The organism is Halomonas sp. BM-2019 (assembly GCF_017584085.1).
The window spans coordinates 425,496-441,747 of sequence record NZ_CP071922.1 but is presented as its reverse complement, the minus strand read 5'-3'; the positions used below and the strand labels follow the sequence as shown (position 1 = coordinate 441,747).

The 16,252-nt window shown below is 68.5% G+C and carries 18 protein-coding genes; 4 read left to right on the top strand and 14 right to left on the bottom strand.

Annotation, left to right across the window (positions count from 1 at the left end):
* Nucleotides 1–5: 5 nt before the first annotated feature.
* From J5F18_RS02255 to J5F18_RS02195, 13 genes are all read right to left on the bottom strand, one after another.
* The gene (locus J5F18_RS02255) at nucleotides 6–815 is read right to left on the bottom strand and encodes a CbbQ/NirQ/NorQ/GpvN family protein (protein WP_346300732.1); all 810 of its coding nucleotides are present in this window, start codon (nucleotides 813–815) and stop codon (nucleotides 6–8) included.
* A gap of 53 nt (nucleotides 816–868) precedes the next feature.
* Nucleotides 869–2,215, bottom strand: a complete 1,347-nt coding sequence (locus tag J5F18_RS02250; protein ID WP_346300731.1) for a cbb3-type cytochrome c oxidase subunit I — start codon at nucleotides 2,213–2,215, stop codon at nucleotides 869–871.
* A 50-nt stretch (nucleotides 2,216–2,265) separates the two neighbouring features.
* A complete protein-coding gene (locus J5F18_RS02245; RefSeq protein ID WP_346300730.1) occupies nucleotides 2,266–2,712 on the bottom strand; it encodes a cytochrome c in 447 nt (148 codons plus the stop codon).
* 247 nt (nucleotides 2,713–2,959) lie between these two features.
* A complete protein-coding gene (locus J5F18_RS02240) occupies nucleotides 2,960–3,277 on the bottom strand; it encodes a carboxymuconolactone decarboxylase family protein (protein WP_346300729.1) in 318 nt (105 codons plus the stop codon).
* Between the two features lie 59 nt (nucleotides 3,278–3,336).
* Nucleotides 3,337–3,744 (bottom strand): SirB2 family protein, encoded by a 408-nt coding sequence (locus J5F18_RS02235; RefSeq protein ID WP_346300728.1) that lies wholly within the window; start codon nucleotides 3,742–3,744, stop codon nucleotides 3,337–3,339.
* A gap of 36 nt (nucleotides 3,745–3,780) precedes the next feature.
* Nucleotides 3,781–4,977, bottom strand: a complete 1,197-nt coding sequence (locus tag J5F18_RS02230) for an NnrS family protein (RefSeq protein WP_346300727.1) — start codon at nucleotides 4,975–4,977, stop codon at nucleotides 3,781–3,783.
* A gap of 100 nt (nucleotides 4,978–5,077) precedes the next feature.
* Nucleotides 5,078–6,601, bottom strand: a complete 1,524-nt coding sequence (locus J5F18_RS02225) for a cytochrome D1 domain-containing protein (protein ID WP_346300726.1) — start codon at nucleotides 6,599–6,601, stop codon at nucleotides 5,078–5,080.
* 8 nt (nucleotides 6,602–6,609) lie between these two features.
* Nucleotides 6,610–7,476: a uroporphyrinogen-III C-methyltransferase gene (gene cobA / locus J5F18_RS02220; protein ID WP_346300725.1), complete on the bottom strand. Its 867-nt coding sequence runs from the start codon at nucleotides 7,474–7,476 to the stop codon at nucleotides 6,610–6,612.
* A gap of 45 nt (nucleotides 7,477–7,521) precedes the next feature.
* A complete protein-coding gene (nirJ, locus tag J5F18_RS02215) occupies nucleotides 7,522–8,721 on the bottom strand; it encodes a heme d1 biosynthesis radical SAM protein NirJ (protein WP_346300724.1) in 1,200 nt (399 codons plus the stop codon).
* Between the two features lie 3 nt (nucleotides 8,722–8,724).
* Nucleotides 8,725–9,273, bottom strand: a complete 549-nt coding sequence (locus J5F18_RS02210; RefSeq protein WP_346300723.1) for an Lrp/AsnC family transcriptional regulator — start codon at nucleotides 9,271–9,273, stop codon at nucleotides 8,725–8,727.
* Nucleotides 9,248–9,745, bottom strand: a complete 498-nt coding sequence (locus J5F18_RS02205) for an AsnC family transcriptional regulator (protein WP_346300722.1) — start codon at nucleotides 9,743–9,745, stop codon at nucleotides 9,248–9,250. Before J5F18_RS02205 ends, J5F18_RS02210 begins: the two co-directional genes overlap by 26 nt.
* The gene (locus tag J5F18_RS02200) at nucleotides 9,742–10,263 is read right to left on the bottom strand and encodes an AsnC family protein (RefSeq protein ID WP_346300721.1); all 522 of its coding nucleotides are present in this window, start codon (nucleotides 10,261–10,263) and stop codon (nucleotides 9,742–9,744) included. Before J5F18_RS02200 ends, J5F18_RS02205 begins: the two co-directional genes overlap by 4 nt.
* A complete protein-coding gene (locus J5F18_RS02195) occupies nucleotides 10,260–10,763 on the bottom strand; it encodes an Lrp/AsnC family transcriptional regulator (protein WP_346300720.1) in 504 nt (167 codons plus the stop codon). Before J5F18_RS02195 ends, J5F18_RS02200 begins: the two co-directional genes overlap by 4 nt.
* Nucleotides 10,764–10,999: 236 nt before the next feature.
* Between J5F18_RS02195 and J5F18_RS02190 the strand changes: the two genes are divergently transcribed.
* The 3 genes from J5F18_RS02190 (at nucleotide 11,000) to J5F18_RS02180 (ending at nucleotide 13,518) form a co-directional block, all read left to right on the top strand.
* Nucleotides 11,000–11,353, top strand: a complete 354-nt coding sequence (locus J5F18_RS02190; protein ID WP_346300719.1) for a cytochrome c — start codon at nucleotides 11,000–11,002, stop codon at nucleotides 11,351–11,353.
* A gap of 20 nt (nucleotides 11,354–11,373) precedes the next feature.
* Nucleotides 11,374–12,582: a cytochrome D1 domain-containing protein gene (locus tag J5F18_RS02185; protein ID WP_346300718.1), complete on the top strand. Its 1,209-nt coding sequence runs from the start codon at nucleotides 11,374–11,376 to the stop codon at nucleotides 12,580–12,582.
* Between the two features lie 123 nt (nucleotides 12,583–12,705).
* Nucleotides 12,706–13,518, top strand: coding sequence for a peptidoglycan-binding domain-containing protein (locus J5F18_RS02180; protein ID WP_346300717.1), 813 nt, complete (start codon nucleotides 12,706–12,708; stop codon nucleotides 13,516–13,518).
* Between the two features lie 21 nt (nucleotides 13,519–13,539).
* Here J5F18_RS02180 and norR read toward each other — a convergent pair whose 3' ends face one another.
* Nucleotides 13,540–15,120 (bottom strand): nitric oxide reductase transcriptional regulator NorR, encoded by a 1,581-nt coding sequence (gene norR / locus J5F18_RS02175; protein ID WP_346300716.1) that lies wholly within the window; start codon nucleotides 15,118–15,120, stop codon nucleotides 13,540–13,542.
* Nucleotides 15,121–15,346: 226 nt separating this feature from the next.
* On the opposite strand from norR, the gene J5F18_RS02170 reads away from it, so the two are divergent.
* The coding region (locus J5F18_RS02170; protein ID WP_346300715.1) for a globin domain-containing protein at nucleotides 15,347–16,252 on the top strand (906 nt) is incomplete at its 3' end.

The following is a 16,252-nucleotide window of genomic DNA, read 5'->3' as shown; positions in this document are numbered from 1 at the left end:
TTGGCTCAACCGAAGGTAGCGTTGATGGCTTCCAGCAGCCCTTCCTGGACGTCCAGGTCGTCGGTCAGCGGCTCCACCAGGGTGGCGCGGGTGGCCTCGAGGATCGGCATGCCGGCGGCGATCAGGGTGGCGCAGTAGACCAGCAGGCGGGTGGAGACCCCCTCCTCCAGGTCCTGGCCCTTGAGCTCGCGCAGGCGCCTGGCCAGGTTGACCAGGGCCGCGCAGCGCTCATGGGCGAGGCCGCTCTCCCGGGCGACGATGCCGCACTCGATATCCGGCGGCGGGAAGTCGAAGGACATCGCCACGAAGCGCTGGCGGGTACTGGGTTTGAGCGACTTGAGGATATGCTGGTAGCCGGGGTTGTAGGAGACCACCAGCATGAAGTCGTCGGGCGCCTCGAGCAGTTCGCCGGTGCGCTCCAGGGGCAGCAGGCGGCGGTCATCGGTGAGCGGATGCAGCACCACGGTGACGTCCTTGCGCGCCTCGACCACCTCGTCGAGATAGCAGATGCCACCCTCGCGCACGGCGCGGGTCAGCGGGCCGTCGACCCAGCGGGTCTCGCCACCCTGCAGCAGGTAGCGCCCGGTGAGATCGGCGGCGGTGAGATCGTCGTGACATGACACGGTGTAGAGCGGGCGGCCGAGCCGGGCCGCCATATGGCTGACGAAACGGGTCTTGCCGCAGCCGGTGGGTCCCTTGAGCAGCAGCGGCAGGCGCTGCTGATACGCCTGCTCGAAGAGGGCGCACTCGTTGCCGACCGGATGGTAGAAGGGCAGCTCCCGGTCGAGCTCGGATACCGATGCGATATGGGTCATGAATCACTCCAGGGGTGGGCGGGCCGCGACCCGGTCGCGGCCCGCCGTGGGCGTCACTCGGTGGCAGTCAGCGGCTTGCTGGTGGCGGGCACCTGCTCGCGCGCCGGCCCGAAGACCGCGTAGATGAACATCAGGGCGGCGATGCCGACGAAGATGCCGGTACCGAAGCGCATGACGTAGAAGAGGTGCAGCTGTTCCTGGATCTGCATGAAGTTCATGCCGAGCACCCGCTGCAGGTGGGTCTGGACGACGCCCGCGAAGGTCAGGGTGAAGGTCATGAACCACATGGCGGAGGTCATGATCCAGAAGGCCCACATGTTGAGCACCTGGTTATAGGGCTGCACGCGGCGCAGCTGCGGCATGGCGTAGGTGATGATGCCCATGATCAGCATCACGTAGGCGCCATAGAAGGCCAGGTGGCCATGGGCCGCGGTGACCTGAGTGCCGTGGGTGTAGTAGTTGATCCACGACAGGGTGTGCATGAAGCCCCACACGCCGGCGCCGAAGAAGGCCACGGCGGCACAGCCCAGGGTCCACAGCATGGCGGCCTTGTTGGGGTGGTTGCGGTTGCCCTTCCAGAACATGTAGAAGGCGAACACCACCATGGCGAAGAACGGGATCACCTCGAGCGTGGAGAAGATGCTGCCGATCGGCTGCCAGTAGGCAGGGGTGCCGATCCAGTAGTAGTGGTGACCGGTGCCCAGCAGGCCGGAGAAGAGCGCCAGGCCGACGATCACGTAGAGCCACTTCTCGATGATCTCGCGGTCGACGCCGGTCATCTTGATCAGCAGGTAGCCGAGCAGGGAGGCCATGATCAGCTCCCACACGCCTTCCACCCAGATGTGGACGATCCACCACCACCACAGCTTGTCCAGCGCCAGGTTGTCGGGGTTGTAGAAGGCGAACAGCCAGAACACCGCCGCCAGCCAGAGGCCCAGCATCAGCACCATGTTGATGGCCGTCCTGCGCCCCTTGAGCATGGTCAGGCTGGTGTTGAACAGGAACATCAAGAACGAGATCGTGATCAGGATCTTCGACCAGAGCGGCTGCTCGAGGTAGTGGCGCCCCTCGTGGATGCCGAACTGGTAGCTGATCAGGGCACCCGCGCCGGCGATGGCGAACAGGCCCAGCTGCAGGTAGGCGAGATTCGGGCTGTAGATCTCGTTCTCGGCCTCCTCGGGCATCAGGTAGTAGGTGCTGCCCATGAAGCCGATCAGCAGCCAGACGATCAGCAGGTTGGTGTGGCTGGTTCGGGTGATGTTGAAGGGCATGGCCTCGGACATGAAGTGAGGCCAGACATAGGCGGCGGCGGCAGCAAGCCCGAAGATAATCTGCAGGGCAAACAGCGCCATCGCGACCATGAAGAATGGCAAGGCCACCTTCTGCGTTTCATATTTCATCGGTTCGGCTCTCCTTGGTTCGGGAATCCGGCAGGGTCATGGCGTCCGGATCAACCGGCCGGGTGGGGCGGCCAGCCCTGGGTGTCGATGGCGTCTGTCCACTCGAAGAAGTCGATCAGCGCTTCCATCTCTTCGTCGTTGATCTCGAAGTAGGGCATCTGGCGACGGTTCGGCGCGCCGGTGGGCTGGGCACGCATCCAGGCGGCCAGCGCCATGCGGGCGCCCTCGGGGTTCTGGTGACCGCCGTAGCGGGTCCAGACGTTGCCGACCTCCGGCGCAAAGTAGGAGCCTTCACCGAGGATGGTGTGGCAGTTGATGCAGTTGTGTTCCTCCCAGACGTGCTTGCCCAGCCTCACGGAGTCGCTCATGGGCTGGGTCGACGTATTGACGATGTAGAAATGGCTGTGTGCCGTCAGTGCGGCAAACACCAGAAAGAAGAACAGCGACCCGCCGTAGAAGATGTTGCGGGCCGCCGCCTTTGTCAGGCCTTCGGTCATGGACCATACTCCCTTGCTAGTCTGGCATTCTTATCGGAGCCGGCGGTCACCTGCGAAGATCCGAATCCGCCGCGTCCGCCCCCTTGAATATGCATTCAGCATGCATGTTAAAGGGTAGCAGCGGGGTGCCGTCCCTGACTTTGACGCCGGTCAACTGGGCGGAGAGAGAATGGTGGATGCAGGGCTTGTCAGCCGGGGCAGGATGGGCAGGGGCAGAAGGTGCCGGCAGCGCGCTGCCGGCGGCGACTCACCGCTCGGTGAGATCCTCGATCCAGGTCAGGGCGGCCACGCCGGTGGGCAGGCCCAGGGTCGGGATGGCCAGCATGGCCACCTGCCTTAGCGCCGCGGGCTCGATACCCTCCTCGGTGGCACGCCGGACGTGGGAGTGAACCGCTCCCTCGGCGCGTGCGCCCACGGCCAGCGCCAGCTTGACCAGGCGGCGGGTGCGGTCATCCAGGGGGCCGGCCTCGGCGCAGGCACGGCCCAGCTCGGCGTAGGCGTTCCACACCTCGGGGTTGTGCTCGGCGACCTTGCCGGCGCCGGCGGGAAGTGTTTCCTGGCTCATCGAATCGCTCCTCCTGTCAGGTGATGTCCCGGCAGTATAGAGAGCTCGGGCGCCCTGCGTCATGCCGCACCTGAGGCGGCCGCCAGCCAGGAGAGCGGGCTGTTGTGCAGCGCCGCCCCCAGCATATAGGCAAAGGTAGCCACCGCGGCCAGGCCCGCCGCGCCGCGCACCGCAGGGCTGCGCCCGCGCTTGATCGCCACCGTGCCCAGACCGATATAGAGCAGCAGGGCGATCAGCTTGGCCGCAAGCCAAGGGTGGTGCTGGGGCCACATCCGCAGCATCACCATCAGCAGCACCCCCAGGGTCAGCAGCAGGGTGTCGTTGACGTGGGGCAGCACCCTGACCCAGCGGCGCTTGAGCCAGGGCGACTCGCGCACCGACCACCAGGCCCGCACCAGGAAGAACAGCAGGCTCAGGATCGCCGTGGTGACATGCAGGTGCTTGACCAGGAAGTAGTGCTCGATCATCTCGAACCTCGCATAAGGCCCAGGCTTTAGCTGAGCCTAGCCGTCCTTGCCGTCCGCGCGAGTGCTCAGCAGCGGCACCGTGTAATGGAACAGGAAGACCAGGTAGGCGATGCACCAGAACAGGATGCTGAGGTTGTAGGTCCAGTGGGTGATCTGGGGAAACATCGCGAGGATGGGCGAGCGCAGTACGGCGCCGGCGAACATCAGCGCAAGGCCCAGGCCGATGCCCGGCAGGGTGCGGATCTCGCGTCCGGTGTGGCCCAGCGAGACCCGTGACATCATGGCCAGCATCATGGAGGCGATGCCGCCGATGGCCAGGGCGTGCAGCGCCAGCTCCACCCGGAATACCCCGGTCAGCGCCAGGGCCCACATCACCAGCCCCACCACGATGAAGGCGTAGCTCAGGTGCAGGCCCCACAGTAGCGGCTCGCCCAGGGTACGCAGCCCGTCCCAGCGCGCCAGGCGCACGCCGTTGGCGGCGGCCGCCACCAGCATGGTCCAGCCCAGCAGGCCGCGGGGCAGCTCGACCTCCAGCAGCACCGCCAGCTGCAGCAGCACCACGGCATAGATGGACCACAGCGAGAGGCGCTCCAGCATCGTCCAGTCGGCCGGCTTGGGACGCCCCAGCCTGCGCGAGGTGAAGAAGGGAATGACCCGGCCGCCGAGCAGCACCATCAGGGTGGCGATCAGCAGCACCCCCAGGTAGCCGCCCTCGCGGATCGGCGGCAGCTGGCCGCGCATCACCCCCAGGTGCATGGCCAGGTTGGCCACCGCCATCAGCAGCAGGATCGGCACGAAGACCAGGTTGCGCCACTGGCGCGCCGCCGCCACCATTCGCCCGAGGGCCAGCGCCGCCAGGGGCAGGAAGGCCAGGTCCACCGCCATCAGCACCCCGGCCGGCAGCCCCAGGGGGAAGGCCAGCAGCAGCCGCGCCGCCAGCCAGAGGCCGACCAGCCCCAGCAGCGGCGCCCCGCGCAGGCTCGGCTGGCCGGTCCAGTTCTGGGCCGCAGTCAGCAGAAAGCCCACCGCCACGGCGGCGCCGAAGCCGAAGATCATCTCGTGCTGGTGCCACCACATCAGGCCGCCGTGGGGACGCAGCAGGATATCGCCGTGCCAGAAGGCGAACCACACTACCAGGGCCAGCACGCTGAACAGCGAGGCCAGCAGGAAGAAGGGGCGAAAGGCGAGCCGGGCGACGGGCACGCCGGCCGGCTCGGAGAGGGGTAACGTCATGGCAGAAATCCCGACGGTTGCACTTGGGTTTGATCCATTGTGCCTTGCCGGTGCCCGCCGGGACCATGACAGGTATCAAGAATGCTTCTTATCCCAGCCCTCAATGGCTGGTGCCCTCCTCGTACTGGGTCTTGTTCCAGACGTTGTACTTGCCGGAGGGGCGCTTCATGGGCATGCGCCCGAGCTCCTCGAGGGTGTTACCGTCGAGCCACAGCAGGTAGCCGTCGTCGTCCCAGATGCTCAGCAGCAGGGTCTCGCCGCGGCGGTCGAACTCCACGTGGGCGGCGGTCTTGCCCGGCTCAGGGATCAGCGTCTCGACGATCTCGAGCGTCTGCTTGTCGATGACGTGGATGCGATCGTGGTTGGGGCCGAAGAAGACATCCACCCAGGCATAGGGGGAGTTCTCGTGGCTGCGCATGAAGAAGCCGGGACCGTCGGTCTCGATATGGGTGATCAGCGACCAGTCGCTCATGTCGAACACCGAGACCTGCCCCTTGTCGATGTGGGGGATCGCCATCACCCGCCGACCGTCCAGTTCCCAGGTGATGCCGGCGCCCAGGTGGGGCATGCCCTCCAGGGGCAGATCGGCCACCTTGCGCTCCTCGTCCATGTCGAACACCTGGCCGCCCTGGCCGCCGCGGGCGGCGCCCACGATATAGCGGTACTCCATGTCGAAGAAGAAGTCGTCCAGGTAGTCCGGCGCCTCCATGCGGTGCAGGGCGAAGTCACCGACGATGGCCTCGTCGCCCTCGGCGCGCTCCTCCGGCCAGCGGATCTCCCACACCTCGGGGATATCGCGCAGGGCGGCCACGAAGCTGTCGCGGGGCGGCGCGGTGTAGACGGCGCTGACCCGCGAGGTCTCGCCGTTGAGGCCCTCCACCGGGATCACCGCGATCAGGTCGAGGTCCCGGGCGTCGAACAGCACCAGGCTGTGGGGCAGGTAGTTGCCCGCCAGCACGTAGCGGCCGTCGGCGGAGACGGCGATATTGCGCATGTTGATGCCGGCGCGCACCTCGGCGGTCACCTCGAGGTTATAGATGTCGTACTTGGTGACCCAGCCGTCCCGGGAGCCGAAGTAGACGTAGCGGCCGTCCGGGCTGTACTTGGGCCCGCCGTGCAGCGCATAGCGGCTCGGGAAGCGAGTGATGCGCTCGAAGGTATCACCGTCCAGCAGGCTGACGTGGTGGTCGCCGATCTCCACCACGATGAAGAGGTTCTTGAGGTCCTCGACCTCGAACACCGGCGCATCGGGCAGGCTACCGTAGGGGTGTGACACCTCGTGGCTGGCCAGGATGTCGGCCTCCTCCCAGCTGGGCTCGTGCTCCGGCGGCTCGAAGATCCACTCGGCCAGGGCCGCCACCTCCGCCTCCGAGAGCAGCTCGCGATAGGCCGGCATCTGGGTGGCCGGTCGGCCGTCCAGGATCACCGACTTCGCCTCGTCAGGCTTGAGCCGCGAGAGGTTGTCCGGCAGCAGCGCCGGGCCGATGCCGCCCAGCCGGCTGACGCCGTGGCAGATCGCGCAGTGGTGGTTGTAGAGCACGTTGGCGTCCGGCTCGTCGGCCAGGGCAGGCAGGGCGGGGGCGGCCAGCAGGCCACCCAGCAGCAGGGTGCGCAGGGTCGTCACGGCTCGCCTCACAGTGCCACCCTCCCCAGGTCCGGCCCCGGGTCCGTCAGGGCGTCATCCGGCGCCCGGGCCAGGCGGGTCATGGCCGGCGCCAGGGTCTCGGCCAGGCCCACCACCGCACCCACCACGATCAGGGTCGGCGGACGGAACGCCTCGCGTTCGATCACCTCCACCAGGTCGCCCAGGGTGGCCAGCACGTGGCGCTGCTCCGGGGTGGTGCCACGCTCCACCAGGGCCACCGGGGTCTCGGCGGGCATGCCGTGGCGCTGCAGCTCGCCACGGATCAGCTCGGCATTGGCCAGCCCCATGTAGAAGACCGTGGTGTGGTGGGGCACGGCCAGGGCCGCCCAGTCGAGGGCCAGGTCCTGGTCGCCCTTGCAGTGGCCGGTGACGAAGGTGACGCTCTGGGCGTGGTCGCGGTGGGTCAGCGGGAAGCCCGCATAGCTGGAGCAGCCCGAGGCCGAGGTGATGCCCGGCACCACCCGGAAGCCGACGCCGTGCTCGATCAGGTACTCGGCCTCCTCCCCGCCGCGGCCGAAGATGAAGGGGTCGCCGCCCTTGAGGCGCAGCACCCGCCGGCCCTCGCCGGCCAGCCGCACCAGCAGGGCGTTGGTCTCCTCCTGGGTCAAGGCGTGGCAGCGCGAGGCCTTGCCCACGTAGTAGCGGCGCGCCTCGGGCCGGGCCAGGGCGAGGATCTCGGCGGAGACCAGGCGATCGAACACCAGGCACTCGGCCTGCTGCAGCAGCGACAGGGCGCGCAGGGTGAGAAGGCCCGGATCGCCGGGGCCGGCGCCGACGATGGCGACCTCACCCGGCGCCAGCGGCGCCTCGTCGAGGCCGAAGTGGCAGGTCTGGGTCTGTCGGAATGCTGTCATGGCTCGCTCTCCCGGAGCATCACGGTCGGTTGTCTCGCTCGGCGCTCAGAGCTCGATGGCCTGAATGGCCTGGTAGGGCGCCGCCACGCGCCGCTCGCCGGCGTCGCTCGCGCCGATCTCCTCGTTGGTGAGGTAGCAGCCGGGATCCTCCTCCCAGGGGTCGCCGGTCACCTTCCAGGCCCGCACCCGGGTGTTGCCGTTGCAGATCGTGAGGAAGCGGCACTCGGCGCAGCGCCCCTTGAGCGGCCGCGGCCGCTGCCGGAAACCCACCATCAGCGGGTCGGTGGTCTCGTGCCAGATATCGGAGAAGGGCCGGTCGCGGACGTTGCCGAGGTCGTGGTCCCACCAGAAGGTGTCCGGATGGACGTTGCCGAGGTTGTCGATGTTGGCGATGTGCTCGCCCGAGGCGTTGCCGCCCCAGTTGATCAGCCGCTGCTTGAGGGCGTCGGCCTGGTCGGGGAAGTGCTCCCGGGCCCACATCAGCAGGAAGGGGCCGTCGGCGTCGTTGTTGCCGGTGACGTACTCGCGCTCCACGCCGCGCTCGAGCTCGTCACGGCAGTGGTCGAACAGCCGGGTCATGGCGTCACGGGTCATGCGGTACCAGGCGTCCTGCTTGCTGTGGCGCCGGCCGCGGCCGCCGTAGTTGAGGTGCGAGAGATAGAACTTGTCGACGTCATGCGCTTCGATCAGCGCCAGGATATCGCCGAGCTGCTCGTAGTTCTCGCGGGTCAGGGTGAAGCGCAGCCCCACCTTGATGCCGCGCTCCTTGCACAGCTTCACCGCGTGCATGGACTCGCGGAAGGCCCCCTGGCGCTGGCGGATGACGTCGTGGGTGGCCTCCAGGCCGTCGATGCTGATGCCCACGTAGTCGTAGCCGATGGCGGCGATCGCGTCGATATTGGACTCGTTGATCAGGGTGCCGTTGGTGGAGAGCCCGGTATAGAGGCCCAGCTCCCTCGCCCGCCGCGACAGCTCGAAGATGTCCGGGCGCATCAGCGGCTCGCCGCCGGAGAGGATCAGCGCCGGCACCCGGAAGCCGTGCAGGTCGTCGAGGACCGCGTGGGCCTCGGCGTTGGAGAGCTCGCCGGCGAAGTCGATGTCCGCCGAGGTGGTGTAGCAGTGCTTGCAGGTGAGGTTGCAGCGGCGGATCAGGTTCCAGATCACCACCGGGCCGGGGGGCTTGCGAGCCGGAGGCACCGGGCCAGGCTCGAGCAGCGACTTGATATAGCGGGTGACGCGAAACATGGCTTACCTCCTGGACTCGGGCTTTCGCCCGGCACCGGGTCGGCCGGCCAGTCGCAGGCCGGTCTTCTTGAGAATGCGGGAGCTGTAGAGGATGCGGTGGTCACGGCAGGCCTCGCCGAGCAGCTCACGCAGCTCTTCGGCCTGGCGTTCCACCGCCTCCCGGGTGTGGCCGTGGAGCATGGCAAAGAGGTTGTAGGGCCAGTCGGGAAGGTGGCGGGGGCGGCGGTAGCAGTGGCTGACGCCGGGCAGCCGGGCCACCTCGCGACCGAGGCGGTCGATCCGGGCGTCGTCGACGTCCCACACCGTCATGCCGTTGGCCACGTAGCCGAGCCGATAGTGGTTGGGTACCGCGGCGATGCGGCGCACGATGCCCGCCTCCTGCATGCGCGCCAGGCGAGCGCGCACCTCCTCGCCGGCCAGGCCCAGCGAGCGGCCCACCGCTCCCCAGGGGTCGGGCACCAGCGGCAGGCCGGCCTGGGTGGCCAGCACGATGGCGCGATCGGTGGCGTCAAGCACCGGAGAGGACTCAGACGGGCAGGTGGAGACGGACATGGAATTCCTCCTGCTTGGGCATATCGAAGACGGGCAGGCCGGTGGCGGCCTCGATCTCGGCGATCACCTCGGCGATGCGTTCCGGGGTCTCGGTGGCCAGCACGAACCACATGTTGAGGCGATGCTCGCGGCGGTAGTTGTGGGCCACCTCGGGGAAGGCGTTGACCGCCTCGCTGACCCGCTCGAAGTCGGCCTCGGGTACGGCCAGGGCGGCCAGGGTCAGGCCGCCGCCGAGGCGCTCGGCGTGGTACATGGGGCCGAAGCGGCTGAGCACTCCCGCCTCCAGCAGCCGCTCCAGGCGATAGAGCAGCTCGCCCTCGGAGAGGCCGAGCTCCGCGGCGACGACGGCATAGGGCGCGTCCACCAGCGGCAGGCCATCCTGCAGGCGATTGATCAGGCGGCGGTCGGCGGCGTCCAGCTCGGCGACCGGCGTGGCGGCGGCACTCAGCGGGCGGGCAGGCATGGCGGTCATGGGCGCTCCTCGCGGGTATAGCGGCCGCCGCGCTGGCGGTAAGCCTTGAGGCTGAACAGCACGCGGCGGGGAATGGCCTGCAGCGCCTGGCGCTCGACGATCTCGTCGAGGGCGGCCAGCACCCGCTCGCGGCGGGTGCCGTGGATCATGCAGAACAGGTTGTAGGGCCAGTCGGGCAGGCGCCGCGGCCGGCGATAACAGAGGGTGACGGCAGGCTCGACGGCCAGGCGCCGGCCCAGCTCGCGCACCTCGGCGTCGGGCACATCCCACACCACCATGGCGTTGGCGGTGATCCCCAGCGGGCGGTGGCGCACCACCAGGCCGAGCCGCTTGACCAGCCCCTCCTCCTGCCAGCGGCGCATGCAGGCCATCACCTCCGCCTCGGTCAGCCCGCATCGCTCGGCCAGCGCCTGCCAGGGGCGCGGCACCAGCGGCAGCCCCTGTTCGACCAGGGCGCGCAGGCGGCGCTCGGCGGGGGGCTCGTGGCGCAGGGCCGAGAGCGGAAGATGGGCGTTCATGGCACCTCCAGTTCGTGCCAGGGGATCGGGAAGCCGAGATCGATGTGGAAGCCTTCGAGCATCGGCAGACGCAGGACCTCGCGCCCGAGCTCGGCCTCCAGGGCATCGAGGCGAGCCTCTAGGACCGCCTCGTCCGGCGCGGTCATCACGAACCAGAGGTTGAAGTCGTGCTCGCGGGCCAGGGCGCTGCGCGCCGGGTCTTCGCGAAGGTAGTTGTGATTGACCCCCGGGGCGCGGTTGATCACCTCGGCCACGGCGTCACGTTCCGCCTCGGGGGCCGCCACCGCGGCCAGCAGGCTGGCGCCGGCCCGGGCGTGGTCGAACACCGGCCCCACCCGGCTGAGCACCGCGAGGCGTTCGAGCCGCGCGAGGCGCTCGAGCAGCTCCGCCTCGCCGCACTCCAGCCGCTCGGCCATGGCGGCGAAGGGGCGCTCGCAGACCGGTAGCCCACGCTGGTAGGCGTCGATCAGCCGGCGATCCAGGGTGTCGAGTGTGACCATGGTGCGCGCCTCCGGCGCATTAAGATGCCTTTCCCGAGCATCTTACCTGCAGCCCGGACACCGCAAGCGGAGAACTCCGCGGTGGTTGACACAAGTCAAAAGAGGCATCCGGAATGCCCTTTAATGCGCCCGCGCGCTTCGCAACCGGCCCGCAGCTTGATATTCATCAACACAGGGTGGCGCGCCGACGGCGACACTCGATAACCGATCCCAGCCACACTCGTGCGAGTCCCGACATGCCCAAGAGAGCCCGACACCTGCTGCTACTCGGCCTGGCCTGGCTGCTGCCCCAGGCGGCCGTGGCGGAGACGGGCCGCGACGCGGCGCCGCTGGATGCCGAACGCCTGGAGACCCTGCTCTACCAGGACTGCGGCTCCTGCCACGGCATGACCCTGCGCGGCGGCCTCGGCCCCGCCCTGCCCCGGGACCGCATGCAGGCCTTGAGCCCCGAGGCGCTGGTCCACATCATCCGCCACGGCATCCCCGGCTCCGCCATGCCGGGCTGGAAGGCGCTGCTCAGCGAGGAAGAGGCACGCTGGATCGCCGAGCACCTGCAGACCGACAACCGCCTGAAGACCCTGGACGACTGATTTCCCCCGAGGAGTGCGCCATGCCGCTGATTCGCCCCCTGAAGACCCTGGTCGCCGCCGGCGCCCTGTCGCTGCTGGCCGCCGGCCCTGCCCTCGCCGACCCTGCCCCGGAGCTGCGCGGCACCGGCGACCTGGGCGTGGTGATCGAGCGCGCCACCGGCAGCGTGGCCCTGGTGGATACCACCCACAAGCGGGTGCTCAAGCACATCGAGGGCTTCGGCGACCTCTCCCACGCCTCGGTGAAGTTCACCCGCGACGCCCGGCACGCATTCGTGTTCGGCCGCGACGGCGGCCTGACCCGGCTCGACCTGCTCACCGGCGAGATCGACGGGCGCATCATCCAGGGCGGCAACAGCATCGGCGGCGCCGTCTCCCAGGACGGCCGCTACGTGGCGGTGGGCAACTACGAGCCGGGCGGCGTGAAGGTGTTCGACGTCGAGACCATGGAGCTGGTCGTCGACGTGCCGGCCACCTATGAGCGGCCCGACGGCACCACCGACCAGGCCAAGGTGGTGGGCGTGGTGGACGTGCCGGGCAACAAGTTCGTGTTCAGCCTGTTCGAGGCCGGCGAGATCTGGACCCTGGACATGTCCACCGAGGAGCCCGAGCTGACCAAGTACCGCGACGTGGGCAGCATGCCCTATGACGCCCTGATCACCGCCAACGGCCGCTACTATATCGCCGGGCTGTTCGGCGAGGACGGCATGGCGATGCTCGACCTGTGGCAGCCGGAGAATGGCGTGCAGCGCATCCTGCCCGACTACGGCCGCGGCGAGGAGCGCCTGCCGGTCTACAAGATGCCCCACCTGGAGGGCTGGGCCATGGCCGGCGACCAGGCCTTCTTCCCCGCCGTGGGCCGCAACGAGGTGCTGGTGGCCGACACCCGCGACTGGTCGCTGAGCGAGCGCATCGAGGTGCACGGCCAGCCGATCTTCGTGATGAGCCGCCCCGACGAGCAGCAGGTGTGGGTCACCTTCGCCCACCCCGACAACGACCGGGTCCAGGTGATCGATACCCGCACCCGGGAAGTGATCGAGACGCTCTCCCCCGGCGAGTCGATCCTGCACAAGGAGTTCACCCCCCGCGGCGAGCATATCTGGATCTCCGCCCGGGACAGCGGCCAGGTGGTGGTCTACGATACTCGTACCTTCGAGGAGATCGCCCGCCTGTCGGCCGAGTCGCCCAGCGGTATCTTCTTCACACATCGGGCACATCGTATCGGGCTTTAGCCGTCTGTCGGACGCGGGGTAGCTGTCGAAAGCTGACCAGCGGGCTCTGCTCGAATACCTCGAGACGCTCTGGCCGGTATCCGCCGATGCCCCCGCGCATCGGCGGTGCCCAGGAGGCCCCCGATGAACAAGACAGCCATCCGTACCCTCCAGCGCGTGCTGGCAGAAGCGGGCACCTACCAGGGCGCCATCGACGGTATCCGTGGTCCGCTAACCCGCCAGGCGGTGGAGGCCATGCTCGAGTCCCATGCCGACAAGCTGCCGGCGGGCGCCGGGAAGTGGTCCGAGCGTCGCCGTGCCATCGCCTGCCTGCAAATTGGCTGTCTCGAGCGCGAGATCGAAGTGGGCCCGATCGATGGTCTGTGGGGCCCCCAAACCGACTTCGCCGCGGATGCCCTGGCCGAGCTGTTCGCGACGGGCGAGCCCCCCCGGCCCTGGCGCGACCCACCGCAGCGCGATGCCAATCCCAACGGCTGGCCGCGGGAAGCATCGATCAGCGAGGTCTTCGGCCAGCCCTGCGAGGTACCGCAGGTCACGGTGCCCTGCCCCTGGCCGCTGGTACTGGCCTGGGACCTGCAGACCCGAGTGAGCGGCATCGGCTGCCACAGGCGTGTCGCCGAGAGCCTGGAACGGGTCCTGGCGCGAGTGCATGACCACTACGGCTCGGAGCGGCTCAAAGAGCTGGGGCTCCACCGCTACGGTGGCTGTCACAACTGCCGGCGCAAGCGCGGCGGCTCCTCCTGGTCCACCCACGCCTGGGCGATCGCCATCGACTGGGACCCGTCGCACAATAAGCTGCGCTGGGGGCGCGACCGTGCCCGCCTGGCGAGACCCGAGTACGATACCTGGTGGGAAATCTGGGAGGAGGAAGGCTGGATCAGCCTTGGCCGGGCCCGCAACTTCGACTGGATGCACGTCCAGGCGGCCAGGCTGTGACCAAGGGGACTAGGAAGAGGCTCAGCGCAACGGCTTGAGCCCCAGGCGCCGGGCCAGGCGGTGCAGGTTGCCGGCATCCATCTCCAGGGCTCGAGCGGTCGCTGCCCAGTTGCCACCCTCGGCGTCCAGGGTGGCGAGAATCCGCTGCCGCTGGAAGGCTTCGGTGGCCTCACGCAGGCCCTGCTGCGGTGCCGCTTCCCTGACCGAATCGCGCGCCACGCCCACGACAGGGACGCCGCCAGTGGGAGGGCCATCCGGCGGCAGCTGCAGATGATCGGCGCGGATTCGGATCACCATCTGATGCTGCTCAAGCGATGACCGCGGCTCGCGCTCGCCCAGGGCGCGCAGCGCGGCACGCGCCAGCACATGCTCAAGCTCGCGCACATTGCCCGGCCAGTGCCAGCGCAACAGGGCTGGTTCGGCCTCGGCGTCCAGGCGCAGGTTGGCCACGCCCAGCCGCACACGGTTGTCCTCCAGGAAGTGCCCCGCCAGCAGCGGAACATCCTCGGGCCGCTCGCGCAGCGGCGGCACCTGCAGCGGGAAGACGCTGAGGCGATGATAGAGATCCTCGCGGAAGCGTCCCGCCGCCACCTCGTCGGTGAGGTCGCGATTGGTTACCGCCACCACCCGCACATCCAGGCGCCTGGCATGCTCGCTGCCCAGCGGCTGGATCTCCCCCTCCTGCAGCACCCGCAGCAGCTTGGGCTGCAGGGAAAGCGGCAGCTCGCCGATCTCGTCGAGCATCAGGGTGCCGCCGTCGGCCATTTCGAAGTGGCCGCGATGATCCTTGACCGCTCCGGAAAAGGCGCCGCGGCGATACCCGAACAGCTCGCTCTCGATCAGGCTTTCGGGAATGGCCGCGCAGTTGACCTGCACCAGCGGCCCCGCATGACGCCCGGAGCGAGTGTGCAGCGCCCGCACCACCCGCTCCTTGCCCACCCCGGTCTCCCCGGAAAGCAGCACGCTCATGTCGGTGGGTGCGACCAGCTCGACGGACTCCATCAGTCGGCGCATTGCCGGGCTGTTCCACTCCTGGAGCGATACCCGGCGTCGCTCACTGTCCAGCGCCTCATTGAGCCGGGAGCGGGTGGCACTGAGCCGCTCGGCCAGGCGCAGGCAGGTGGCTAGCAGATCGGCAGCGGCCAGCAGGCCCGGCTCGTCCAGGGCATCGAGATCCCCGGGGTTCAGGGCATCCAGCGTCAGCAGGCCAATCAGCCGGCTGCCGTCGCGCAGGGCGATCCCCAGGCAGTCATGGACCTGGCTATGCGCCTCGTCGATCAGGCCGTCGAAGGGGTCGGGGAGCTCGGTGTCGAGAGGAAAGCGACAGACACCGGCGTGGGCGGCGATGACGGCCAGCCGCGGGTGCTCGCCGAGCAAGAAGCGCCGCCCCCGCACCTCGTCGGGCAGCCCCAGCACCGCCACCGGACGCAGGGCAGCCTCCTCCTCGACCACCATCAGGGTGCTGGCGTCACAGGGGTAGCCACCCACTAGGGCGCACAGCAGCGCCGTCCAGTCGGCGGCCAGGGAATCGCCCGGCTCGTCCTCTGCCAGCCGCGCCAGCAGCGCGCGCAGGGCACGCAGAAAATCGGTCATAATTGTCATTATGACACATCATTGTGATATTGACAGCATCAAGACTGTCATTTTGCCAATATTTGGCTCAGGCAGGGCGTCTGTGAGATCTGACGCCTTCGTCACATATCATTGATAAAAAGATATATTTTCTATCAGTAAGGGAAGATGGCTCACCCTTTGCTTTATCTGCCGTGTCATGCCGATGACGTTAATGACTCCAATTATCTCCCTGAAGACGAACATAAGGACCCCCATGCTGACGACAGATCAGGAGCAGTTGATCGACGCCACCGCCCCCACCGTGGCCGAGCACCTCGATGCCATCACCCGGCGCTTCTATCCGCTGATGTTCGAGCGCTATCCCGAGGTCAAGCCGCTGTTCAACGAGGCCCACCAGCAGGATGGCGCCCAGCCGAGGGCCCTGGCCGGCGCCGTGCTGGCCTATGTGCAGCTGCGCCAGGATCGCGCCAAGGTGCGCGAGACCCTGGCCACGGTGGTCAGCAAGCACGTCTCCCTGGACATCCGCCCCGAGCACTACCCGATCGTGGGCGAGTGCCTGATGGCGGCGATCGGCGAGGTGCTGGGAGACGCCGTGACGTCGGAGGTCGCCGAGGCCTGGAGCGGCCTCTACGAGGAGCTGGCTGGCCTGCTGATCGAGCTGGAGGCGTACCGCTACCGGGAGTTCGAACGGCGCCCCGGCGGCTGGCGCGGTACCCGCTCCTTCCGCATCGCCGAGACCCGCCAGGAGAGCGCGGTGATCCGCTCCTTCGTGCTCGCGCCGGTGGACGGCGGACCGGTGGCCGAGCATGCGCCCGGCCAGTATATCGGCGTCAAGCTGACCGTGGATGGCGAGCCGCTCTATCGCCACTACAGCCTTTCGGCGCTGCCTAACGGCAGCACCTATCGGATCTCCGTCAAGCGTGAGCCGGAAGGGCGCGCCAGCCGCCACCTGCATGACGCCCTGACCGTCGGCGACACCCTGGAGCTGCTGCCCCCGGCCGGCGACCTGACCCTGACCGAGGGGAACGAGCCGCTGCTGCTGGCCTCCGGCGGCGTGGGCCAGACCCCGATGCTGCCCCTGGCCCGCCAGGCGCTCGCCCAGGGCCGTCGCGTGGTCTACCTCCACGCCGCCCTGGACGCCGCGCATCATGCCTTCCGC